Raw genomic sequence first — 22,197 nt, forward strand, 5'->3', positions numbered from 1 at the left:
GTCATGTCCTGTTCGTCCGATGCACCCACGCCGAGTGCGGCTTACAGTCCCTTCATGCCCGGTACACGCTGGAGCCGCTTGCTGCCTACAGCGCTGCTGGTCACGCTCGCCTTGACGGCGATCACCGTCTGGACGGCCTCGGACGACATCGAGGCCGAGCTGGCCGCGCGCGCGAAGGCCGCGCTCGCCGACGTCGGCGTCTCCGGCGGTCAAGTGAGCTTCTCCGGCCGCGACGCGAGCCTCGCCGGATTCCCGCCGGACAAGGCCGCGCAGGCCATCGACGCCATCCAGCGGATCGACGGGGTCCGGACGGTCGAGATCTCCGGCGACACCGCACCGCCCGCGGGCCCGGTGACGACCAGCGGCGAGCCGCCGGCCCCGCCCGCTCCGCCGAGCCCCTCGCCCAGTCCCACGCCGACTTCGACCAAGCCGGTGGACAAGGCGGAGTTCCAGGCCGAGATCGACCGCCTGCTCGCGGCCACGCCGATCACCTTCGAACCGGACACCACCGACCTCACCCCGGACGGCGAACGCGGCGCGCTGGAGATCGCGAAGCTGCTCACGGACGCGCCCCGCGACCTGAAGTTCCGGATCACCGGGTCGGTCGCGACCGGTTCGGACCGGAAGCTCGCGCTGAACCGGGCGCTCACGGTGGAGCGGCTGCTGGAGCGCAACGGGGTCAAACGCGACCAGGCGTACTCCCCTCAGCGCAAGAACTCCGACGGCGCGAGCGGCGAGGGCCGCCGCGTCGACATCACGGCGGAACAGAGGTGATGGCCTGATGCTCTGGCTCTTCGGGCAGATCTGGCTCTGGCTGCTCATCTCGTTCGCCCTCGGCTGCGGTGTCACCTGGCTGCTGATGCGCGGCGAACGACGTGAGCGGCCTGCCACGGAACCGGTGACCCACGAGCCGGTGCACGGCTTCCCGGCCGAACGCGAACCGGACCCCGAACCCGTGCCCGAACTGCTTTCCACCGAACGGACGCAGTTCCTCCCGCCCGCGCGGATCCAGGACGACGACGAGCCGTACGACCAGGAGGCGGAAGGCCACCGCGAGGGTCAGCTGATCCCGGAACCGGTGCGGGCCTACCACCCGGAGCAGCCGGAACCCGCCGCCCGCAACGGCGAGGGCGGGCACGAACCCGAACCGGTCTGGCCGAGCGACGAGGACTGGCCGCCCGCCAGGCAGGCGCCCGAGCACCGGCCGGGGCAGGGCGGCTGACACTCGCCTGGTAAATTCGGCTACGCACTGTGAGCGGGACGCCGGGTACGTTTCTTCGATCGGGAGCTCCGGCACACGAAGGAGGCTCCGATTGGCGCTCCCCTATTGGACGCCGCACAACCTGCTGCCTCCTGGCCGCCATCCCGCCGATCTGGCCGATGTCTACGAGCGGCTGGTCTTCGACGCGCCACACCAGAACGATCGTGAAATCCTGTTCAGCGCGCTGAACAGCTACCTGGGCGTCGCCCGGCGGATCATGCCGACCGGCCGCGCGTGGATCGGCGGCGAGCTGACCGCCAGGACCCCGCATCCGCCGCGCGGGCTCGACGTGGTGCTGTTCCCGGACGAGTGGGGCGCGCTCAAACGGCTCGACGACGCGGGCCGCTCGGCGCTGTACGGGCTGCTGACGTTGCGCGGGGTCATCGTCGGCCAGCCCGCGATGTATCTCGACCAGGTCCAGCCCGTCGGCGGCATGCTCGACGGTTTCCTCTGCCGCCCCGGCGACGAGGAGATCTGGGAAGAAGTGTGGGCATCAGGTGGCAGGGGAATTCCGGAAGTGATCTGGTGAGGAACGAATTCCGGCGTATCGCCGACGAGATCCCCGGCGGCACCTGGCTCGACGACCTCGCCCGCGCGTCGGCGATGGCCGCGTACGCGAAGTTCGAGCGGACGTCGCGCTCGCCGCTGCTTCGCGTGTCCGTGATCGGTGAATCGCATCTGGACGCGTACACCTTTTCCGACATCAGCCGCGCGTTGCAGGACGCGACGGCGAAGATCGGGCACATCATCCGCAATCCGTCGGGCGAGGTGACCTTCGTCCAGCCCGCGGACCGGGAAAAGGCCCCGCTGATCCAGCGCGGCCAGGCGGGTAACGCGATCTTCTTCGGCTTCCCCGAACCGGCGCTCGACGACGCGCTGATCCACGACGGGATCGAGTCGCTGTCCGAACGCGCGGTCAAGGAACTGTGCGATTTCCTGCCGGCCAACGGCTCCGACGACGGCGCGCTGGACGCGGTGCTGCTGCAGCGCGACACCGTCCGCAACGCGGTCAGCGACATCGTCAACGCGGTCAGCAAACACGCGGGGGTCGGGATGGCGCTGACCCCGACGTCCGGCGAGGAATTGACCCGCAGCATGACCACCGAGCAGGCGAGGATCCTGTCCGGGAGCCTGCGCGAGTCACGCGAGGCCGTCGGCTACGAAACGGTCAGCGGCAGGCTGGACGGGGTCCGCACCCGGCGCCGGATCTTCTATCTCGAACGCGAATCGGGCGGCACGATCCAGGGCGCGGTGGCGCCGGATCTGCTCGACGAGATCAAGGAGAACCTGGACCGGCCGGTGACCGCGCGGTTGCGCGTCGTGCGCACCACGACCATCGACGGCCGCCGCGGCCGCCCGGTGCACGAACTGCTGGAGATCACCCCGGAAGTCAGTCTGTTCGATCAGTGATCGGGTTTCCGACATTCGGCGATGCCACAATTCTCGTCAGAAAATGTCGATGACCGCTTGATCATCGTTGAATGATGACTTTTTCCGGCAGGTAACAATTTCGGCCATTGCCCCGAACGATGGGTTAACGTCTTCGGACGGAAGCCTCCGAAAGGGCACGTATGCCGACCGATCCACCTCTCCCGCACCCGCCTGCCACCCGCTACGGCCCCGGGTTCGCCGCGCACGGAACACGGCACCGCAAACCCAAGAACGGCCTGGTCATCGCAGGTTTCCTGGTCGGCTTGGCAGCGCTCGGGGTCGCCTTCGTCCCGGTCGCCGGGATCGCCGCTTGGCCGCTCGCCGTGATCGGAATGATTCTTTCCGTGATCGGTTTGACCAAAATCAAGAAGGGCGAAGCGGACAAGAAGGGAATGGGGATCGCGGGGCTCGCGCTTTCCGTCGCCGGCCTGCTGGCCGCCGGCGGGTTACTGGTCTACACCAGTTTCTTCGCCACCGGCGAGTCCGGCTTGCACGTCCCGGCCGTCGCCGGGGACAAGAACACCGTCGAGTTCGTCGTCAGCGCCTCGGGCGGCGCGACCATCCGGTTCGGCTCGCTCAACGACCAGCGGACCGAGACGACCCCGGCGAGCACCGACGAATGGCGCGGCACGGCGTCCTTCAACTCGGGCGACTACCTGCTCACCGTCACCGCGGACACCCGGAACTCGTCGGTCAGCAACCAGATCGCCTGCACCATCCTGGTCAACGGCCAGAAGGTGGCGGAGAACAAGGGGCAGACCATCGCCCTGTGCACCGCCGGCACCGGCTGACCCCACACGTTTCGTCCTCTGAATGCGGTTCTTGCGTGTGCAAGTACCGCATTCAGAGGACGAAACGCGGTGGTGCCGCCTGGCGGCCGGCCGGTATCGCCCCCACCTCCACCGGCCGGACCGCCACGAGCCGCTCCTGGCGGCTCTTCAGACGGGCCCGCGAAGGGCCCGCCCGAGCGCCGATTCCTACCGCATGCCCCTCCCCTAGGGCTCGATCGACGCTGAATCGGACCCTACGCGCGTGCGCGGCGAGGCCACTAAGAATCCGCTAAGGATCACTCACGGACTCTCGCCGAGGTCCGTGAGTTCCGCACGGACCAATCCCGCGAGCTTCGGATTGGCGTCCGCGAGGATCTTCAGCGCGAGCGCGAACTGCTCGCGGGCACCGTCCACATCCGACCCTGCCCGCAACACCCTGCCCAAGGTCAGCCGCAGTACGCCCTCCTGCAGGACGAACCGCCTGCTGATCGTCAGGTCCACGGCCTCCCAGACGTACCGTTCGGCCGCGGCGAGTTCGCCGATCCGCATGCTCAGTTCGGCGAGATTGTTCAGCGAGACGACGACGTAGCTGTCGTCGCCGAGGGTCCGGTCGATCTCCAGCGAGGCGATCTGGTGCCCGATCGCCTCGATGAACCGCCCGGCCCGCTTTTCGGCCTCGGCGCAGTTGTTGAGCGCCTGCCCGCGCAGTTCGAGGTCTCCGGTCCGCTCGGTCTCCTCGACCGCCCGCCGCAACGTCCCGATGGCCTCGTCGTACCGGCCGAGCAGCGTCAGCGCGGAGCCGAGGTGGATGTTCGCCGAGACCATCAGGCGGTCGTCGCCGATCGCGCTCGCGAGTTCCAGCGCGCGTTCGGCGTCGGCGAGGCAGCCCTGCGGCAGTTCGAAGGTGAGCGCGATGGCGCACCGGGAGATCAGCATCCAGCACTGGCCGAGGACGTCGCCGGACCGTTCGGCGGCCTCCAGCCCGATCCCGACCAGCCGGGTCCATTCGTCCAGCAACGGGTACACCGCGCGATAGGTGTGCGCGACCCTGGCCAGCCGCCAGACGTCGTCGTGCCGTCCGGCGGCGCGGGCGGCTTCGAGGACTTCGAGCAGGTTCTCCCATTCCGCGGTGAACCAGTCCTGCGCCTCGTCGAAGGTGCCGATCGGCGGCGTCTGCGCGTCGGTCAGCACAGCGGTGAAATCGAGGGGGTCGACGATCCGCAGCATCTTGCGGCGGGCCCGGTCGGCGACGGCCTGATAGAACCGCACTGACCGCGACAGGACGTCCTCCCGGTCGGCCTCGTCGAGTTCGTTCTCCGCCAGTTCGCGCAGGAACAGCCGGACGAGATCGTGCGGCACGAAGGAATCGCGGCCGGTTTCGGCGAGCAGGTTGTGCGCGGCGAGCACCCGCAGATGCCGCCGTGCCTCGGCGACGGTGATCCCGCCGATCGCGGCCGTCAGATGCGAACCGGCCGAAACGCATTGGACGACGCCGAGCCGCAGGAACGTGTTCGCGACCTCGGCGGGCAGACCGCGGAACGAGACGTCGAACGCCGCGCGGACCCCGTCGTCCGGCCCTTCGACGTCGAGCGCGGCCAGCCTGGTCCGCTCGTTGCCGAGTTCGTCGACCAGATCCTGCGCGGACCACTGCGCGCTGGCGGCGAGCCGGGCTCCCGCGATCCGCAGCGCCAGCGGGAGATAGCCGCACAGCCGGGCGAGCGCGTGGTTGAGGTCGTAGCCGGCGGGCCCGGCGAGCTCCTCGATCAACCGGACGGCGTCGCCGGGCGCGAGCGTGCCGAGCACCCGCAGTTTGGCGGCGTTGGAGACGGCGAGCCCGTCGAGGCGGGAGCGGCTGGTCACCAGCGTCATCGACCGCGATCCTGGTGGCAGCAACGGCCGGACCTGGTCGGCTGAGCGGGCATTGTCGAGGATGACCAGCATCCGGCGGCCGGCGATCATCGACCGGTAGAGGGCGACGCGTTCGTGGACCTGTTCCGGAACGCCTTCGGCCGGGACGCCGAGCCCGAGCAGGAACTGGGTGAGCAGCTCCGCGGGCTCCAACGGCGGATGATGCGGGTCGAACCCGCGCAGCGCGGCGAAAAGGATGCCGTCGGGGAAGCGGCGGGCCGCGCGATGCGCCCACCACACCACCAGGCTGCTCTTGCCGATCCCGGCGGTGCCGGTGACCACACCGACCGCGGTCTCGCCCGCTTCGGCCCGCTCGGCGAGTTCGTCGAGCCAGGCCAGATCCGCCTCGCGTCCGGCGAGATTCGGCACCGCGGGCGGCAACTGCTGGACGGGCCCCGCCTCGGGCTTCGGCTCCGCGACGACCTTGACCGGCAGGTCGTCGTTGAGGACGCGTTCGTGCAGCCAGCGCAGGTCCGCGCCGGGTTCGACACCGAGGGTGCGCAGGGTCGCCCGGGAGACCGTGCGATAGAGCTCGAGCGCGTCGCCGCGGCGTCCGGCGTGATACAGCGCGCGCATCAGCTGACCGGCGGTGCGCTCGGCGAGCGGCGCGGCCCGGACCAGCGGGCTGAGCTCGACGATCAGTTCCGCGTGCCTGCCGAGTTCGAGATCCGCGTCGACCCTGGCGCCGTGGACGGCGAGCCGCAGATCCTCCAGCTCGGGAGCGCGAACCGAACTCGGCACGCCTGCCAGCGCGGGCCCCTGCCAGAGTGAGAGGGCCTCCGCGAGCAGTTCGGACGCCTTCTCCGGCTCTTCCGTCGAAGCCCGCTCCAGCAGGGACCGGGCGCGGTGGACGTCGATCCGCTCCGGCTCGACCGTGAGCTGGTAGCCGGGCGGCGTGGTGCGGATCTGGGCACCGTCCGGGTGATCGCCCTGGATGCCCCGGAGCACGCGGCGCAGATGCGAAACGTTGCCGTGGACGATCGTGCGGGCGGTGGCGGGCGGATCGTGGCCCCAGAGCGCGTCGATGATCTCGTCGAGCGCGACGACCTTGTTGACCTTCAGCGCCAGCAGCGCGAGCAGCCCGCGGACGCCGGGACCGCCGACGGGGACGGGCCGATCGCCGTCGAGGAGGCGCACGGGACCGAGGAGTTGGAAGCGGGCAGGGGAACCGCTTTCGGCCATGACAAGCCCCCCTCCCTCCGATCTCTCCCCTTACCGGAGTAGCCAACCTACCGCGCGAAGAGCCCGCCAACCAGAACGCGGCAGGTCGTGAAGGCCTCCTTCCCTACTTTGAGGGTAGGGAAGGAGGCCTTCACGGACGCTCGATACGGACAAATGCCCCACGGAGGCTTCTGTCCACTATGGACTCCCCAGGGCTGGCGCGTGCGCTCATGTCCTGAAGGCCTCCTTTGGGACGCTGAACGTCTCAAAGGAGGCCTTCAGGACATGAGCGATCAGCGCCAGGGCTCGCCTGAAGTACATGAAGGCCCCCTTCCTGTACCTAGACGCAAGGAAGGGGGCCTTCATGTACTTGGCAAGTCCGTGAAGGCCTCCTTGGGGGACCCAGAGTCCCTCAAGGAGGCCTTCACGGACCGGACCCGTGCCGCTCAACGAGACGAAAAAGGCTCCGTGCCATCAGTCCCGATCTGATGGCACGGAGCCGGGGGATGTCCGACTTGGGCCGCCTGGGGGCGCGACCCACATCGGACATCGGCGTCCACGTCCGTCCGGGTGGGCTCACCCCGAGCGAAGAACCCGTTCGGTCGTCGACAACACCTACGTGAGCGAGCCCACTGGCCCGCTCACGTGGCGACAACGTAACAGGGCGCACACCGACGGCTACAAGCGCCCCGTCATGGCCTTCGCGACCTGCGGTTTCGTCAAACGGGTCAGCGCGTCAGCGGGGTCGAGTCGCGGCCGGCGATGAAGGCCGGACGCGGTTCGATCGCGGCGTACGGCTTCTGCAGCGCGTTCTCGACGCTGTTGAACACGACGAAGATGTTCGACCGCGGGTACGGCGTGATGTTGTTCGAGGAACCGTGCATCACGTTCGAATCGAACCAGAGCGCGGAACCGGCCTGGCCGGTGAACTGGTCGATTCCGTATTCGGCGGCGAGCGAAGTGATGTCTTCCTCGCTCGGGACGCCGACCCGCTGCTCTTTCAGCGAACTCTTGTAGTTGTCCTCCGGGGTCTCCCCCGCGCACTGCACGAAGGTCCGCTGCGAACCCGGCATCACCATCAGCCCGCCGTTGAACGGGTAGTTGTCGGTGAGCGCGATGGAGCAGCTGACCGCGCGCGGCAGCGGCATGCCGTCCTCGGCGTGCCAGGTCTCGAAGTCCGAGTGCCAGTAGAACCCGGTGCCCTTGAAGCCGGGCATGTAGTTCACGCGGCTCTGGTGGATGTACACCTCGGAGCCGAGGATCTGCCGGGCCCGGTCGAGCACGCGCGGGTCGCGGACGAGTTCCGCGATCAGCTCGCTGGTCTCGTGGACGTCGAAGATGGAGCGGACCTCACCGGTCTTGGCCTCGGTGATGACGCGCTCGTCGTCGCGGTGGTCCCCCGACGACATCCTGACGAGTTCCTGCCAGTACGTCTGGATTTCGCCAGGCGACAACAACTGGTCGACGACGGTGTAACCACGCGTTTCGTGGTTGGCGAGCGTGGCCGCGTCCAAGGGGCCGTCGGCCTCGGTGCCCCAGACGGTGGGGTGCGTCCTGGGCAGGTGTTCGGGCTTACCCGTGATGCGGGTCGGGTAACTGTCGTCGACTCGGGTGTCGGTCAGCGTCAATGCAGTCGCCTCCTCGAGCGTTTTCTAGGGTTCGGTGACGAGCGGGTACACGCCGTTTTCGTCGTGGACCTCACGGCCGGTGATGGGCGGGTTGAACACGCAGACGCACTTGATCTCGGTCTTGGGCCGGACCTGGTGCTTGTCGTGGTCGTTGAGCAGGTACAACGTGCCCGGCTTCAGCTGGAAGACCTCGCCGGTCGCGGTGTTTTCGAGCTCGCCTTCACCGGAGGTGATGAACACCGCTTCGATGTGGTTGGCGTACCAGAAGTCGTTGACCGTCCCGGCGTACAACGTGGTCTCGTGCACCGAGAAACCGACGCCCTCCTTGGCCAGCACGATGCGCTTGCTGCGCCAGTTCGGGGTCTTGATGTCGGCGTCGGTGTCGGTGACCTCGTCGAGTGTTCTGACAAGCAACGGAAAACTCCTTCTCGTTCCTGGTTGAGGGCGGTCGGTTCGGGTCAGTTGAGGACGGCGGCGACGGCCTCGTCGATGATCGCGAGGCCCTTCGTGAGCTCGTCGTCCGTCAGGGTGAGCGGCGGGAGGACCTTCATGACCTCTCCGTCCGGCCCGGAGGTCTCCATCAGCAGCCCGCGCTCGAACGCGGCGGCGCAGACCTTGCCCGCGAGGTCGCCGTTGGCGAACTCGATGCCCCGGGCGAGGCCGCGGCCCTTCGCGAACAGGTTCGCGTCCGGGTACGCCTCGACGATGCCCTGGAAGGCGGCGACGACGCGCTCGCCCTTGGCCTTGGTCGACTTCTCCAGCTCGTCGTCGCTCCAGTAGACGCGCATCGCCTCGGTCGCGGTGACGAACGCCGGGCTGATGCCGCGGAAGGTGCCGTTGTGCTCACCCGGCTCCCAGACGTCGAGGTCCGGGCGGATCAGCGTCAGCGCCATCGGGATGCCGTAGCCGCCGATGGACTTCGAGAGGCAGACGATGTCGGGTTTGATGCCCGCGTCCTCGAAGCTGAAGAACGGGCCGGTGCGGCCGCAGCCCATCTGGACGTCGTCGAGGATCAGCAGGATGCCGTGCTTCTTGCACAGATCGTCCAGCGCCTTGAGCCACTCGACGCGCGCGGCGTTGATGCCGCCCTCGCCCTGCACGCCTTCGACGATCACGGCGGCGGGCTCGTTCAGGCCGCTGCCGGAGTCTTCGAGCAGCTTCTCGAAGTAGAGGAAGTCCGGGATGGAGCCGTCGAAGTAGTTGTCGTACGGCATCGGGGTCGCGTGCACCAGCGGGACACCCGCGCCGCCGCGCTTCATCGAGTTGCCGGTCACCGAGAGGGCGCCCAGCGTCATCCCGTGGAAGGCGTTGGTGAAGTTGATGACCGATTCCTTGCCGGTCACCTTGCGGGCGAGCTTCAGCGCGGCCTCGACGGCGTTCGCGCCACCGGGGCCGGGGAAGACGACCTTGTAGTCGAGATCGCGCGGCCGCAGGATCTTCTCCTGGAACGTCTGGAGGAAGTCCCGCTTCGCCACGGTGAACATGTCGAGCGCGTGCGTCACGCCGTCACGGGCGATGTAGTCGATCAGCGCCCGCTTCAGTGCCGGGTTGTTGTGCCCGTAGTTGAGCGCGCCGGCGCCCGCGAAGAAGTCGAGATAGGCCTTGCCGTCTTCGTCGTACAGGTAGCTCCCCTGGGCCCGGTCGAACACCACGGGCCAGCCACGGCTGTAACTGCGTACTTCGGATTCGAGTTCCTCGAAAATGCTCATCACGTTTTCTTTCTCCCTGAGATCCCCGGATTTACGTTCTATTGACTGCTGAGCGGACCGATTCGGTACAGGTCCTCCTGCTCATGCGTTCCTTCCTCGGCCGGGAAATCCGTCGCGGAGAACAGATCCTGGCGTTCGACGGTGGTGTCCCACCGCTTGGCGAACGAGGCGAACAACCGGATCGAAGCCTCGTTGTCCGGCGTGATCGTGGTTTCGAGGTACCGCACGCCCTGGGCGGTCAGACGGCTGAACAGCTCGTCGAGCAGGGCTCCGGCCAGGCCTTTTCCCCGCTGGGACGCGTCGACCGCGACCTGCCACACGAAGCCGGTGTCCTGCTTGCGGTATCCGATCACGAAGCCGACCGGGACGCCGTCGACTTTCGCGACGACCGAGGTGTCGGCGAAATCGTGGCACCACAGCAAATAGGCGTAAGGCGTGTTGAGATCGAGCTTCTTCGAATCGCGGGCGATTCTCCAGAGCGCGGCACCGTCTGCCTTGGTCGGAGTTTCGATCAAGTGCTTTCCGGACATGTCCAAGAAACGTACCGGAGGATTCGGGCGCGGTCAGATCAGCGCGGCAGCGGCAACGCGGCTACCTGCAACAACCTCGAAACACACGTGATAAAGGTAACTGTAACGTTTGAAGCGCAGCACGTGTGGGTAAGGCCGCTTCGGTGCGGTCTCACTGCACGTGACGATACCAACCGTTACCACTTCGTCGCACGGTCAGGACGCGATTCGGGTTCCGATTCCGCTATTCACGACGTCGCTTGCGACCCGCGAGCGAACCGATCGGCGTCCAGATGGCGGGCAGGACGAGCAGCAGGCAGACGACCAGCCACCACACCGGCGCCTCGCCGCGCCGCCAGCCCGCGACGACGTCGCCGAGCCAGCCGAAGAGCGGGTCGCGCACCGGTGGCAGGAACGCGGCGAACAGCAGCGCCGCCACCACCAGCACGCCGAGCACCGTGAGCACCATCCGCCACGTCTTGCGCAACGTCATCAGGCTGACCACCAGGAACACGACGGCGCCCGCGGCGACCGGCACGCCGACCCACTGCAGGACCGGGCCGCCCTGTCCACCGAGGACGAAGCCCGCCAGCACGGTGATCAGCGCGGCGAGCACGTTCCACGGCGACGGCAGGGTGGCCGCGCCGCGCGTGATCCACCACGCGCTGCGCCCGGCGGCCTTGGCGAAGGTCGCGGCGGGCTGGACCGATTTCGGCACCCGCGTCGCCCCCGCGGCCGCGTTGAGCCCGGCCGCGCCCGCCTTGACCAGCGTCTTCGTCAGGAGCATCGTCCCGCGTTCGTGCTCGAACCGTTCGCCGGAGACCTGGCACGCCTGGAACGCGCGCTGGGTCTGCTCATCGGTTTCCGGCTCGTTCTCGATCAGCCGTCTGAACCGTTCCGACGGTTTTCCATTGCCCTTGGCCGTTTTCGCGTCGTGTCCGCAGTGGAGGCCGACACACGGCAGTTCCTCGCGCGCGATCTCCAGCTGCCGCACCCTGGCGAGCACCATCGCCGTCACCGGCATGCTGATCGGCAGGGCGGCTTCGGTCTCCACGTCGGCGAGTTCGCCGTCGAGACCGAGGAAAGCCAGTTCCCCGGCCAATTGCGCGCGCAGGGCGTCCGCTTCCTCTTGCGACAGACCGTCTTCCGTGCCCGGCTGTCGCCAGCCGATCGCCTTGAACGTGTCCCGTACCTGTGTCCGGAACGCCTCCCGCCCGACGACGTCGCGCAGCAGCCGCAGGCGTTTCGGGTCGAGCAGGCATTGCACCAGCCAGCCCGCGCCGTCGACGCGGCCCCACATCCAATCGTTCGCGCGCCAGGACGCCTTGTAGAACGCGCCGAAATAGTCGGCCTGCATCCCGGTGAGCTTGTCCCAGGAACGGCGGCGCTTCATGTCCATCAATGTCCGCGAATCCGCGCTCACCTGGACGAGATCGACCCGCTGGTCGACCGACGGCGGCTGCGCGAGCAATCCTCGCGTCGCGATGTGGAGACGCACCAGGCGCGAGGTGACGACGGGATCTCCGGCGCTCTCGTCATCGGACGTGAGACCTGTCCAGGCGAGCAGCGTGCTGACCGCGTCGGCGGCTTCGGTGTCGGGTTTCGCCTGTGCCAGCGGCAAAAGGATCGGCGTCGCCTGCCGGAGCGCGGCGACGACGAGCGGCCACGCCTCCTTCAGCGTGTCCGACCGGCCGAGCCCCGCCCATTCCTTGGCCAGGCCTTCGATCCAGGCAGCGAGCGTGACATCGGCCGACGGCGGGCCCTGTTCGGTGACCCAGCCCGCGAGCCGTTTCCCCCGCGCGGCCTTGTGACGCGCTTCGTGCAACAGCACCCGGCAACGATTGAGCTGCACCGCCTGCTCCGGCGACGGATCGAGCCGGAAGCCCGCGTTCACCAGCTGGAGGCCGGTCGCGACGGAATCATCGAGCGCGGTGGTGCGGAAGGCGACCAGATCCGTGAGATCGCAGGTGTCCTTCGGCGGCTCGGTGGGCAAGCCGTCCCGCAATCCGGCCGCCGCGGCCGCGCGCAGCTGCGCCGCCGTACCGGACGCCCACTGGCGGCCTTGATCCTCCACATCGGACAGTGAGAGCCTGCGCGTCGCCTCGCGGACCAGCGCGGTGGCGTCCTCCTGCACCCGCCGGTCGCGGTAGTCGTTCATCAGCCGCTGGTCGACCAGCGTGTCCGGGCCGCCGCGAACCCCCATCGCGGCCAGGGAGACCCTGGTCCCCCTGGTGCGGACGACGGCGTCGTTGTGCCTGGTCAGGTCTTCCAGTTCGGCACTGATCGTCTGGCTCAGCACGGTGCCGACGACCTTGCTCATCGCACTGCCCAGCAGCGGCGGGCGCTCGGGATCGACCGCGACCCGCTCGGCCTCGCGTTCCGCCGTCGGCACCACGTACAGCAGCAGCCGCCGGACGTCCGAATGGGACTGCCGTTCGAAGATCTCCCGCAGCGCCGGCCGCAGCGGTTTGTTGAGCAGCACCCCGCCGTCGGTGAGCCAGTGCGATCGCGTGACGTCGGTGTACTTCGTCATGTCCGGATGCAGCGGACCGGTCTTCTCGCCGATCGGCATCCGGGACAGCTCGAACGCGCCGGGGAACGACGCGGTGGACCGCGCCGCCAACGCGAGCGGCCCGACCACGTCGTCCGTCCACAAAGGAGCGTCGAAGCGGAACAGCAGGCGATGTTCGGTGTCCCGCACCAGGTTTCCGAGCGCGTCGTCGAACCGGGTCGTCTCGCCGTCGATCATCGTGCCGGTGAGCAGCACGGTGATGTCGGGACAGTCGGGTTTCACCGTCGCCTTGTCGGTGATCCGGTGCAACGCGTCCTTGAGATCCCCGAGCAGCACCTTGTCGCCGTCGAGCAGCGAACGTGGTTCCTTCTCGCCGGGATCGCGGATCAGGTTGTCGAGCGATCCCGTGCTGATCCACGTGTCGCGCAGCACCTGTGGGCTCGACCGGAACGCCTCGGCCAGCCCGAGGCACGCCGCGTTGATGCCGCCCGCGCTCGTGCCGGTGAGCACGTCGAGCGAGACGGTGGCGTTGAGCAGGTCGAGCAGGGCCCGGTACGGGCTCTTCGATTCCGGCGCTCTCGACGCCTGCAACAGATGCGAGGTCTCGGTGGCGACCCCGCCCATCCAGACCGCGAGACTCGCCCCGCCCACCATGGTCATCGCCAGCCGGATCTCCTGCGGCCACGGGCTCCCCGCGTCGGCCATGTGCGCCCTCCCCAAGGCTTTGCTGCAGGGGGCACTCTAGACCGGACGGCGGACCCGGTGTACCGCCGATGGGGCAGCCATCCGAGCATTTCGTCCTCTGAATGCGGTCCTTGTCAGGCGGCGAAGTGCTCCAGGAGGAGGACTTGGGCCTCACCGACGGCGAAACCGAGGACGGCGCCGGTCGCGATCAGGATCCATTCGTCCTGCTGGAACGCCGGCCGCAGCAGTCCTTCGAATTCGCGCGGCGACAGCTCCTTCATCTTCGTCACCAGCACGTTCCGGATGTCCATCGCGTCGGTCGCGTAATCCTCGATGTACCGCATGGTCTCGGGAAGCTTGTCCATGATCTTCTCGGCGATGTTCAGCTTCATGTCCTGATACCGCCTGCTGCCGACGGCGAACACCACCAGCGGTTTCCCGACGCCGACGCGGCGCCCGAGCTGCGCGTCGAGCTGACGTTGGATGAGCCCGAGCACCCGGTCCGACAACGGGCCGCGCAGCACCGCCTCGATCACGTTGTGCGGGGTGATGATCTCCTTCGCGATCAGCGCGCCGTACGCCTCCGCGACCTCGCCGCGCCGCTTCAGGAACAGTCCCTGCCAGCGCACGCCGAAATACCGGCGTTCCTCGATCGGGTAGAAGATCATCCGCAGCGCCAGCCAGTCGGTGAACCAGCCGGTGAAGAGCCCGAACAGCGGCATGATCAGCGGGAACTTGAACAGCACCCACGCGATCATCTGGATGACGCCGATGAGCCCGCCGAAGAAGATGCCGGAGCGGGCGATGAACTTGAACTCCTTGTCGCCCGCTTCCTGGAAGATCCGGTTCAGCAGCCGTTTGTCCTTGACCAGTGCGGTGACCACCATGCCCTTGAGGTCGAACACACTGTCCACATCGGACTTGATGAGCTCCAGCACGGCCGCGACCATCCGCGGCGTCTCGGCCTGGACGCGTTGGATCACCAGCCGCTGCATCCCCACCGGCAGCGATTCCCACAGCCCCGGCTGGTAGTGGGCGGCGACGTCGCGCACGATGTCCTCGACGGCCGCCTGGAGCGGTTTTTCGATCTCCTTGGCGATTCTCTGCGGATCGAGCCGGGCGACGACCTCCGCCGGTTTGATCAGCTGCTCGGTCATCGTGTCGCAGGCGATGCTCGCCATCCGCGCGGCGCGTTTGGGCACGATGCCCTGCCAGCCGAGGAAGGGTTTGATCCCGATGAACTCGACCGGCTGGAACATCATCCGGATCGCGACGAGTTTGGTGGTGTAGCCGATCAGGGCGGCGACGATCGGGATGGAGACGTAGAGCGGCCAGTGCCTGCCGAAGTCGGCGAGGATCCCGTCGAGGAACGCACCCATGCCGGGGTCAACCGGCGCTCGGGTCGCAGGCCTGCCAGAACTGGGCGCCGAGCCGGGAAATGTGGACCGTGCGTTTGACGAACTTGGCCCGCTTCACCGATTTCTCCGCTTCGCGGACGGTCTCGTCGGTCAGCAGGATCTCGTACTGCGTCTCCAGCGCGGGCACCTCTTCGTCCAGCTCGACCAGGCCGAGCCCGATCAGCCTGGTGAGGTAGCCGGGCACCTGGTCCGGCAGCGACACCCCGGCCGCCTTGCCCACAGTGGAGGCGTTGCGCAGCACGAACCGCCCGGCGGCACCGAGGCTCGTTCGCTCGGCGACGTCGACGGCGGGGAACGGCGAGCCGTCGGAGAGCGCGGAAAGGATGCGGGCCTCGTCCGGCGTGAGCTGCCGCAGGATGATCGCGTAGAGGTATTCGCGCGCCCGCTCGCGGCCGAAGCCGATCGAGTGGTTGAGCAGTTCGGCCATCGCCGCGCGGAGCGGTTCGAGCTGGGCGCGGGTGTGCACGAGGGTGATGGTGGCCTCGACCGGCCGGGAGCCGTTGGTGTCGGGCCGGTTCATCGCGGACGCGGCGGTGAGCGCGGCGTGGTACGGGTCGTCGACCTCGTCGAGACGGCGGCGCAGCTCCGAGAGCAGTTGCCGCTCGCCCTGTTTGATGACCTGTTCCGCGATTTCGACACCGGGGAGCTTGCGGGTGAACTCGAAACCGGTGCGGGCGGCCCAGCCCGCCAGCTGTCCCGCGCGTTTGGCGAAAGCGGCCAGGTCTTCACCGGCGGGTCGGTCGTTGCTCACGGGCACTCCCCTCACGTTCGCGCTGATGCTACCTGCGAGTAGGCCGAATGGCCGAAATTGTGATCGACGAGGGTGTTTGGATGGCGGTATGAGCTTCACGCGCTGGGGTCCGCCGATCGACGTCCTCCCGTTGTTCGCGCGGGAGGAGCAGGCCTTGCTGGACGTCCTGACCGGATTGGACGCGGAGCGGTGGGCCGCGCCGACGGTGTGCACGGGCTGGACGGTGCACGATCTCGCGGCCCACATCCTGGGCGACAAACTCGGCAGGCTGTCCCGCGACCGCGACGACTACCGGACGACGGCACCCCGTGAGGGTGAGCGGTTCGAGGACTTCATCGACCGGATCAACGACGAATGGGTGGTCGCGTGCCGGCGGCTGTCCCCCGAAGTGCTGTTCGCGATGCTGGTGGACAGCACCTCGCAGATCGCCGAGATGTTCGGCCGCGCCGACCTCGACGCCATCGGCGACCCGGTGAGCTGGGCCGGGGACGAGCCCGCGCCGGTATGGCTCGACGTCGCCCGCGAGTACACCGAGTTCTGGGTGCACCAGCAGCAGATCCGCGAGGCCGTGGGCGCGCGGTTGCTCGACGATCCGGACTTCCGCGGGCCGGTGGTCGACACCTTCATGCGGGCGTTGCCGCACACCCTGCGTGACATCGACGCCCGCGTCGGCAAGCAGGTCGCCTACACCGTCACCGGCGAGGGCGGCGGGAAGTGGACGGCACGGCGGACCGCGGACGGCTGGGAACTCGACCGCGTCGCGCCGACGTCACGGGCGCCGCTGGCCTCGGTGACGACGGACGCGGACACCTTCTGGCGGCTGTGCACCCGGAACCCGGCGGACCGCGCCCGCGTCACCGCCGAGGGCGACGAAAACGTTTGCGCCGCCGTGCTCGGGATGACGTCGATCATCACATCAGGTAGCGGCTCACCTTCTCAGGCCGGATGACGAGCCGCACTAGGTCGAGGGTCTGGATCCCGGCGAGCTCGCCCGCATGGGCCGGGTCTTCGAGGTCCCAGTAGCGCTCGGCGAGCCGGGCGGCCAGGTCGTGCGCCCCGTCGGGTTCCACCGTGGCGGGCCCGGAGACCGAGACCCAGCGCTCTCGCTCGCCGACCGGCGCGGCCACGATGATCGACGCGCGGGGATCGTCGTCCAGCCGCCGCACCTTGGGCGACTCACGGGGCGTGAACAGCTGGATGGCGCCGTCGGCGGTGGCCTCGAACCACACCGGCCGGACCGGGCCGCCGGCCACGGCCAGGAATCCGTGCAGGGGGCGGCGGAGGAATTCGAGGTCGTCGGAGGTCAGCATGAGCTCGATTCAATCCGGCCGGCTCGGACGTGCCCATAGGTGAAAGGCCGGATCACCTGTCCATTCGTCTAACATCGGCCACGTGGACGTGTTCAGTGACCTGATCCGCGGCGTGCGGTCCCACGGTTCGTTGTTCGGCAGCACGACGCTGTCCCCGCCCTGGGCACTGCACTTCGTGGACGGCGCGCCGCTGACCCTGTGCGCCGTGCTCACCGGGGCGGGCTGGATCGTGCCGGAGGACGGCCCGCCGGAGCCGCTTCGCGCGGGCGAGTCGGTCATCGTGCGCGGGCCCACGACGTTCACTTTCGTCGACGAAGTCGGCACTTCGGCCGAGCCGCTCGCGTGCGGCGAGCACTGCGCGACGCCCGAACAGGGCGGGACGCGGCACCGGCTCGGCTGGGTCGACGACCCCGGCGGCGAGGCGACCTTGATCGTCGGCGCGTACCCGGTGCGCGGTGAGATCGGCCGCCCGTTGCTGGACGCGCTGCCCGTCGTGCTGCGGGTGGACGCCGGGGGCGCGGGCGACCCGGTCCTGGAACACCTCGCCGCGGAAGTCGCCATCGACGCGCCGGGCCAGCAGGTCGTCCTCGACCGGCTGCTGGACTGGATGCTGGTCTGTTCCCTGCGCGAGTGGTTCGACCGGCCGGGCGGTGAGCCTCCGGCGTGGTGGGCGGCCCAGCGGGATCCGGTGGTGGGCGACGCGCTGCGCCTGCTGCACGCGGAGCCGGCGGCCCCGTGGACGGTCGGCTCGCTGGCCGCACGTGCCGGGGTCTCACGGTCGACGCTGGCCAAGCGGTTCGCCGAGCTGGTCGGCGAACCGCCGTTGACCTATCTCACCCGCTGGCGCATGACGCTCGCGGCGGATCTGCTGACCGGCAAGGCGTCCGCGACCATCTCGGACATCGCGCGCACCGTCGGCTACTCCGACGCCTTCGGGTTCAGCGCGGCGTTCAAACGCGTGCGGGGCGTGAACCCCAGCGAGTTCCGGAGCGGCGTCGCTCAGCGCAGCTGATGCCGGGACTTCTTGGCCTGCTTGCGCAACTGCAGGATCCGGGCGCCGCCGACGAGCGCGACCAGCGCGCCGCCGGCGATCACCGAGAACAGCATCGCGACCGCCAGCGGCATGCTGCCGGACATGCCGAGGAAGTGCACGGTGGCCGTGTCCTGGTTCTGCAGGATGAACACGAGCAGGAACACCAGCACGATCAGCGCCACGATGACGGCGATCCAGGTGCCGCTCACCCGGGTCCGTTTGAGTTTCGGGCCGGCCTCGAACTTTCCGCTGTGGCGTGCGCCGCCCGCGGTCTCGGGCGGCCTGACGGGAACCTCGGCGGTGCCTTCCTCCGGCTGCGTCATGCAGGACAGTGTCCGCCGAAGCGGGCTAGATCGCGCTCTCAAGCGTCCGAACGGGTGACCTCGTCCGCCGCGCGCAGCACGCGCAAGGTGTTCTTCCCGGCCAGCTTCGCGCAGTCCTCTTCGCTCCAGCCGCGTTCCAGCAGCGCGGCGAACAGCACCGGGTACTTGGAAACGTCCTCGAGGCCTTCGGGCAGCGTCGCGACTCCGTCGTAGTCGCCGCCGAGTCCGATGTGGTCGACACCGGCCACTTCGCGCGCGTGCTCGATGTGCGCGACGACGTCGTCGATGCCCGCCTTCGGCTTCTCCGGGCCGCCTCGCTCCGCGGTGAACTTCGTGCGCTGGTCGATGTTGCGGTAATCCCTGCCCGCGGCTTCCATGTCCTGGCGCAGCTGGTCGTCCCACTCGGCGACCTTCGGCGAGATGAAGCCCGGCACGAACGTCACCATCGCGACGCCGTCCTTGGCCGCCAGCGTTTCCAGCACGTCGTCGGGGATGTTGCGGGGGTGGTCGTTGACCGCGGTGCAGGAGGAGTGGCTGAAGATCACCGGCGCGGAGCTGACCTCCAGCGCGGCGCGCATGGTGCTCGGCGCGACGTGCGAGAGGTCGACGAGCATGCCGATCTCGTTCATCTCGCGGACGACGTCACGGCCGAATTCGGTGAGCCCGCCGTGCTCGGGTTCGTCGGTGCCGGAATCGGCCCAGGTGGTGTTGTAGTTGTGCGTCAGCGTCATGTAGCGGACGCCGAGGCGGCGCAGGATCCTCAGCACGCCAAGGGATTCGGCGATGCTGTGGCCGCCCTCGGCACCCAGCAGCGACGCGATCTTGCCGTCGCGGAACGCGGCTTCGGCCTGGTCGGCGGTGTCCACGAGGGCCAGGCGATCGGGGTATCGCTCGGCCATCTGGTGCACGATCTCGATCTGTTCGAGGACCGCCGTCACCGCGCTGTGCCCCTCGAACTGGCAAGGCACGTAGACGGACCAGAACTGCATCCCGAGCCTGCCCTCGGCGAGCTTCGGGAAGTCGGTGTGGAGATGCGGCTGGCGGACCGTGAGATCCGTGCCCGCCACGGCCTCGACCGGATCCGGCCCGGTCGTGACCCGCAGCTCCCATGGCAGATCGTTGTGCCCGTCCGCGAGGAGGACCCTGTCGAGCAGGGCCTGGGCGCGGACGAGGTCCCCGTTAGTCATCGGACGATTTTACGTTCGCGTGCTTTGCTCTCCCCGCTACGGGTTGAGCCACCCCGCGGCCGCTACCAAACCGTTGCCGGTGACCTGGTGCCCGCCGGGATGCCGGTGGGCGACCACGTCCGCGCCGCGTTCGCGCAGGTCACGGACGAGTGTCTCGGCCGAACCCAGCGGCGCCATCGGATCGTGCTCGCCGTTCGACAGGAAGACCCTGGTGTCGGACAGGTCTTCGCGTGGCGGCTCCGGAAGCGGTGACATCGCCGCGAACAGCGCGGACTCCCGGACGGCGTCCGGGCGGAGCAGGGTCACCGCGGCGGCGATGTTGGCGCCGTTGGAGAACCCGATGGCGACGAGCCGCCGGTCGCCGAGGCCGTATTCCTCGCGCGAGGCGAGCACGAAATCGGCCAGCTGGTTCGCGCGGAAGACGACGTCCTCGTGGTCGAAGACGCCCTCGGCCAGCCGCCGGAACCAGCGCGCCGCACCGTGTTCCGACACCGGCCCGGCCGGCGCGAGCAGCGCCGACGCCGGGCTCAGCCGCCGGGCGAGCGGCACGAGGTCGTCCGGCCCGCCGCCGGTGCCGTGCAGGAGCAGCAGCACCGGCTCGTCGGCCGCGCCCTCGACGTACTTGTGCTCCAAGGTGCTCATCGCGGGTTGTTCTCGCTCGGGAGGTCCAGCTTCGGCAGCATGGCCTCGATGTCCTCGCGCTTGGGCTCCAGCCACGGCGGGAGTTTCAGCGCGCGGCCGAGTTCGAGCAGCGGCTCGTCGATCGCGAAACCGGGTTCGTCGGTCGCGACCTCGAGCAGGGTGCCGCCGGGCTCGCGGAAGTAGATCGAGCGGAAGTACTGACGGTCCAAAATGGACGTCACGTTCACGCCGTCGTCGATGAGCTCGTCGCGCCAGGCGGCCTGGGTCTCTTCGTCCGGCGCGCGCCAGGCGACGTGGTGCACGGTGCCCGCCGCGACCAGCCCGCGCGGGGCGTCGGGGGTCACGAGGACGTCGACGAGCGCGCCGGGGCCGCCCTCACCGGCGGAGAACCGGAGGCGGTTGCTCTCCTGGTGCTCGAAGGACAGGCCGAGGCCGTCGGTCAGCATCCCGGCGGTCGCGTCCTCTTTGGACACCGACAGCGTGACGGAGTGCAGGCCGCGGATCGCGTGTTCGGCGGGGACGAGCTTGGTGTCCCACGGGTCGCGCGGATCGCCCTGCGGATGCGCGACGAGCGCGAGCTTCAGGCCGTCCGGATCGGCGAAGGTGAGCGTCTCCTCGCCGTCGGAGTTCCGGATCTGGCTCGTCTCGGTGCCGCTCGCGGCGAGGTGCTGCTTCCACCAGCCGAGTGAGGCCTCGGGCACGGAGAACGACGTCGTGGTCGCCTGGCCGGTGCCGTGGCGGCCCTTCGGCGCGTCCTTCCACGGGAAGAACGTCATCAGCGAGCCGGGCTTGCCGGATCCGTCGCCGTAATAGAGGTGGTAGGTGCCGGGGTCGTCGAAGTTCACGGTGGTCTTCACCAGCCGCAGGCCGAGGGCCCGGGTGTAGAAGTCCGCGTTGCGCTGGGGGTCGCCACCGATGGCGGTGACGTGGTGCAGGCCCGAAGTCTTGATCGACATGGTGCCCTCCTCTGGAGCCGGTGAAATCAAGCTAGCCCGATAACCTCTCGCGCGCAAGATATATTCCTGGAAGAGTTCTTGGTGTACTCTCGCCCGCGTGACAACCGAGGAACCGCAAGACGACGAAGTGGTCACGTGGTGGGGCCTGGTGATCGAGGGCTACCTGGCCACGCAGAACAAGCTGATGGGCGAGATCGCCGAACGGTTCGGCCTGGCGCCGGCGTCGTTCGACATCCTGTTGCGGCTCGTGCGCTCACCCGAGCACCGGATGCCGATGACGCGGCTGGCCGTCGAGGCGGCGCTGTCCAGCGGCGGGTTCACCAAGGTCGCGGACCGGCTGGTCGCCGCGGACCTCATCTGCCGGGTACCCAGCCCGGACGACCGCCGGGTCACGTTCGCGGCGCTCACCGAGCACGGTCTCGACGTCGCGGAGAAGGCGCGGGAGGCGTGCGCGGAGATCCTGCGGCGCATCGTCCTGACTCCGCTCGGTGACGACGCGCACGCGCTCGCCGAAGCCATGCGGACGCTGCGCACCGTCAACGGCGGCTGAAAAACCCGCTCTGGCCTGCGGCTTCGATGAGGCGCACGCTTTGGGGATGCTCACCGAATCGACCATCACGACGATGCTCCCGGTGACCGACGCCGAACGCGCCGGCCGCTTCTACGCGGATTCCCTTGGCCTGCGCCGGACTTCCACCGGCGAGGACGGGACCGTCTACTTCGAGGCGGGCGCGGGCGCCATCGGCCTGCGCCCGATGCCCGACGGAACGCAGAGCGAGAACACGGCGCTGAGTTTCGAGGTCGGCGACCTCGACGCCGAGGTGCGGACACTGGAGGACCGCGGGGTGCGGTTCCAGGACTTCGAGGCGGACGGCATCAAGACCGTCGGCCACATCGCCGACCTCGGCAAGGAACGCGCCGCCTGGTTCAACGACAGCGAGGGGAACGTCCTCTGCCTGCACGAGGTCGTCGCCTGACGCCCCGCGTTTCGTCCTCTGAATGCG

At 68.8% G+C, this 22,197-nt stretch carries 22 protein-coding genes; 9 read left to right on the forward strand and 13 right to left on the reverse strand.

Annotation, left to right across the window (positions count from 1 at the left end; genetic code table 11):
• Positions 1 to 54 precede the first annotated feature (54 nt).
• The 5 genes from AMK34_RS12815 to AMK34_RS12835 all read left to right on the forward strand — a co-directional run bounded on the left by AMK34_RS12815 (position 55) and on the right by AMK34_RS12835 (position 3,483).
• Positions 55 to 774 carry a cell envelope biogenesis protein OmpA gene (locus tag AMK34_RS12815; RefSeq protein WP_241832757.1) on the forward strand — a complete coding sequence of 240 codons (720 nt, stop codon included), beginning with the start codon at positions 55 to 57 and terminating at the stop codon, positions 772 to 774.
• 7 nt (positions 775 to 781) lie between these two features.
• Positions 782 to 1,222: a hypothetical protein gene (locus tag AMK34_RS12820; protein WP_073845395.1), complete on the forward strand. Its 441-nt coding sequence runs from the start codon at positions 782 to 784 to the stop codon at positions 1,220 to 1,222.
• Between the two features lie 91 nt (positions 1,223 to 1,313).
• Positions 1,314 to 1,790: a DUF6932 family protein gene (locus AMK34_RS12825; protein WP_038507778.1), complete on the forward strand. Its 477-nt coding sequence runs from the start codon at positions 1,314 to 1,316 to the stop codon at positions 1,788 to 1,790.
• The gene (locus AMK34_RS12830; protein ID WP_038507777.1) at positions 1,787 to 2,671 is read left to right on the forward strand and encodes a hypothetical protein; all 885 of its coding nucleotides are present in this window, start codon (positions 1,787 to 1,789) and stop codon (positions 2,669 to 2,671) included. Before AMK34_RS12825 ends, AMK34_RS12830 begins: the two co-directional genes overlap by 4 nt.
• 161 nt (positions 2,672 to 2,832) lie before the next feature.
• Entirely contained in the window at positions 2,833 to 3,483 is a 651-nt protein-coding gene (locus AMK34_RS12835) for a hypothetical protein (protein WP_038507776.1), read from the forward strand.
• A 279-nt stretch (positions 3,484 to 3,762) separates the two neighbouring features.
• On the opposite strand, the gene AMK34_RS12840 is transcribed toward AMK34_RS12835, so the two are convergent.
• The 8 genes from AMK34_RS12840 to AMK34_RS12875 all read right to left on the reverse strand — a co-directional run bounded on the left by AMK34_RS12840 (position 3,763) and on the right by AMK34_RS12875 (position 15,742).
• Positions 3,763 to 6,552, reverse strand: coding sequence for an AfsR/SARP family transcriptional regulator (locus AMK34_RS12840; RefSeq protein WP_073845397.1), 2,790 nt, complete (start codon positions 6,550 to 6,552; stop codon positions 3,763 to 3,765).
• 707 nt (positions 6,553 to 7,259) lie between these two features.
• Entirely contained in the window at positions 7,260 to 8,159 is a 900-nt protein-coding gene (thpD, locus tag AMK34_RS12845; protein ID WP_073845399.1) for an ectoine hydroxylase, read from the reverse strand.
• Between the two features lie 24 nt (positions 8,160 to 8,183).
• Positions 8,184 to 8,573 (reverse strand): ectoine synthase, encoded by a 390-nt coding sequence (locus AMK34_RS12850; RefSeq protein WP_007033454.1) that lies wholly within the window; start codon positions 8,571 to 8,573, stop codon positions 8,184 to 8,186.
• Positions 8,574 to 8,617: 44 nt separating this feature from the next.
• The gene (ectB, locus tag AMK34_RS12855; protein WP_073845401.1) at positions 8,618 to 9,868 is read right to left on the reverse strand and encodes a diaminobutyrate--2-oxoglutarate transaminase; all 1,251 of its coding nucleotides are present in this window, start codon (positions 9,866 to 9,868) and stop codon (positions 8,618 to 8,620) included.
• A 38-nt stretch (positions 9,869 to 9,906) separates the two neighbouring features.
• A complete protein-coding gene (gene ectA, locus AMK34_RS12860) occupies positions 9,907 to 10,398 on the reverse strand; it encodes a diaminobutyrate acetyltransferase (protein ID WP_038507771.1) in 492 nt (163 codons plus the stop codon).
• A gap of 223 nt (positions 10,399 to 10,621) precedes the next feature.
• The gene (locus AMK34_RS12865) at positions 10,622 to 13,594 is read right to left on the reverse strand and encodes a patatin-like protein (protein ID WP_073845403.1); all 2,973 of its coding nucleotides are present in this window, start codon (positions 13,592 to 13,594) and stop codon (positions 10,622 to 10,624) included.
• Between the two features lie 113 nt (positions 13,595 to 13,707).
• Positions 13,708 to 14,952, reverse strand: a complete 1,245-nt coding sequence (locus tag AMK34_RS12870; RefSeq protein ID WP_038507769.1) for a DUF445 domain-containing protein — start codon at positions 14,950 to 14,952, stop codon at positions 13,708 to 13,710.
• A gap of 7 nt (positions 14,953 to 14,959) precedes the next feature.
• Entirely contained in the window at positions 14,960 to 15,742 is a 783-nt protein-coding gene (locus AMK34_RS12875; protein WP_038507768.1) for an Abi-alpha family protein, read from the reverse strand.
• A gap of 88 nt (positions 15,743 to 15,830) precedes the next feature.
• Here AMK34_RS12875 and AMK34_RS12880 point away from each other — a divergent pair, with 88 nt between their 5' ends.
• Entirely contained in the window at positions 15,831 to 16,691 is an 861-nt protein-coding gene (locus tag AMK34_RS12880) for a maleylpyruvate isomerase family mycothiol-dependent enzyme (protein WP_073845405.1), read from the forward strand.
• Here the strand turns inward: AMK34_RS12880 and AMK34_RS12885 are convergent.
• Entirely contained in the window at positions 16,654 to 17,052 is a 399-nt protein-coding gene (locus AMK34_RS12885; protein WP_038507766.1) for a pyridoxamine 5'-phosphate oxidase family protein, read from the reverse strand. The genes AMK34_RS12880 and AMK34_RS12885 overlap by 38 nt on opposite strands.
• A gap of 82 nt (positions 17,053 to 17,134) precedes the next feature.
• Between AMK34_RS12885 and AMK34_RS12890 the strand changes: the two genes are divergently transcribed.
• Positions 17,135 to 18,064 (forward strand): AraC family transcriptional regulator, encoded by a 930-nt coding sequence (locus AMK34_RS12890; protein WP_073845406.1) that lies wholly within the window; start codon positions 17,135 to 17,137, stop codon positions 18,062 to 18,064.
• On the opposite strand, the gene AMK34_RS12895 is transcribed toward AMK34_RS12890, so the two are convergent.
• The 4 genes from AMK34_RS12895 to AMK34_RS12910 are packed head-to-tail and all read right to left on the reverse strand — an operon-like array spanning position 18,052 to position 21,193.
• On the reverse strand, positions 18,052 to 18,408 hold the full coding sequence (locus AMK34_RS12895; RefSeq protein ID WP_038507764.1) for a LapA family protein: 357 nt from the start codon (positions 18,406 to 18,408) through the stop codon (positions 18,052 to 18,054). The two genes, AMK34_RS12890 and AMK34_RS12895, sit on opposite strands and share 13 nt — an antisense overlap.
• Before the next feature lie 38 nt (positions 18,409 to 18,446).
• Positions 18,447 to 19,595: a dipeptidase gene (locus AMK34_RS12900; protein ID WP_073845408.1), complete on the reverse strand. Its 1,149-nt coding sequence runs from the start codon at positions 19,593 to 19,595 to the stop codon at positions 18,447 to 18,449.
• 36 nt (positions 19,596 to 19,631) lie between these two features.
• Positions 19,632 to 20,237, reverse strand: coding sequence for an alpha/beta hydrolase (locus AMK34_RS12905; protein WP_073845410.1), 606 nt, complete (start codon positions 20,235 to 20,237; stop codon positions 19,632 to 19,634).
• Entirely contained in the window at positions 20,234 to 21,193 is a 960-nt protein-coding gene (locus AMK34_RS12910; protein ID WP_038507761.1) for a ring-cleaving dioxygenase, read from the reverse strand. The genes AMK34_RS12905 and AMK34_RS12910 overlap by 4 nt, the downstream gene beginning before the upstream one ends.
• Before the next feature lie 97 nt (positions 21,194 to 21,290).
• Between AMK34_RS12910 and AMK34_RS12915 the strand changes: the two genes are divergently transcribed.
• Entirely contained in the window at positions 21,291 to 21,743 is a 453-nt protein-coding gene (locus AMK34_RS12915; protein ID WP_073845412.1) for a MarR family winged helix-turn-helix transcriptional regulator, read from the forward strand.
• 46 nt (positions 21,744 to 21,789) lie between these two features.
• Positions 21,790 to 22,170 (forward strand): VOC family protein, encoded by a 381-nt coding sequence (locus tag AMK34_RS12920; protein WP_073845414.1) that lies wholly within the window; start codon positions 21,790 to 21,792, stop codon positions 22,168 to 22,170.
• Positions 22,171 to 22,197 lie beyond the last annotated feature (27 nt).

Source organism: Amycolatopsis sp. CB00013 (assembly GCF_001905755.1).
Taxonomy (GTDB): domain Bacteria; phylum Actinomycetota; class Actinomycetes; order Mycobacteriales; family Pseudonocardiaceae; genus Amycolatopsis; species Amycolatopsis japonica.

Bases quoted from the DNA above. Each gene is read 5' to 3' on its own strand.
- AMK34_RS12895 (WP_038507764.1), bottom strand. From the start codon at position 18,408: ATGACGCAGCCGGAGGAAGGCACCGCCGAGGTTCCCGTCAGGCCGCCC.
- AMK34_RS12820 (WP_073845395.1), top strand. From the start codon at position 782: ATGCTCTGGCTCTTCGGGCAGATCTGGCTCTGGCTGCTCATCTCGTTC.
- AMK34_RS12865 (WP_073845403.1), bottom strand. From the start codon at position 13,594: ATGGCCGACGCGGGGAGCCCGTGGCCGCAGGAGATCCGGCTGGCGATG.
- AMK34_RS12920 (WP_073845414.1), top strand. From the start codon at position 21,790: ATGCTCACCGAATCGACCATCACGACGATGCTCCCGGTGACCGACGCC.
- ectA (WP_038507771.1), bottom strand. From the start codon at position 10,398: ATGTCCGGAAAGCACTTGATCGAAACTCCGACCAAGGCAGACGGTGCC.
- AMK34_RS12885 (WP_038507766.1), bottom strand. From the start codon at position 17,052: ATGCTGACCTCCGACGACCTCGAATTCCTCCGCCGCCCCCTGCACGGA.
- AMK34_RS12870 (WP_038507769.1), bottom strand. From the start codon at position 14,952: ATGGGTGCGTTCCTCGACGGGATCCTCGCCGACTTCGGCAGGCACTGG.
- AMK34_RS12835 (WP_038507776.1), top strand. From the start codon at position 2,833: ATGCCGACCGATCCACCTCTCCCGCACCCGCCTGCCACCCGCTACGGC.
- AMK34_RS12910 (WP_038507761.1), bottom strand. From the start codon at position 21,193: ATGTCGATCAAGACTTCGGGCCTGCACCACGTCACCGCCATCGGTGGC.
- AMK34_RS12905 (WP_073845410.1), bottom strand. From the start codon at position 20,237: ATGAGCACCTTGGAGCACAAGTACGTCGAGGGCGCGGCCGACGAGCCG.
- ectB (WP_073845401.1), bottom strand. From the start codon at position 9,868: ATGAGCATTTTCGAGGAACTCGAATCCGAAGTACGCAGTTACAGCCGT.
- AMK34_RS12880 (WP_073845405.1), top strand. From the start codon at position 15,831: ATGAGCTTCACGCGCTGGGGTCCGCCGATCGACGTCCTCCCGTTGTTC.
- AMK34_RS12840 (WP_073845397.1), bottom strand. From the start codon at position 6,552: ATGGCCGAAAGCGGTTCCCCTGCCCGCTTCCAACTCCTCGGTCCCGTG.
- AMK34_RS12900 (WP_073845408.1), bottom strand. From the start codon at position 19,595: ATGACTAACGGGGACCTCGTCCGCGCCCAGGCCCTGCTCGACAGGGTC.
- AMK34_RS12815 (WP_241832757.1), top strand. From the start codon at position 55: ATGCCCGGTACACGCTGGAGCCGCTTGCTGCCTACAGCGCTGCTGGTC.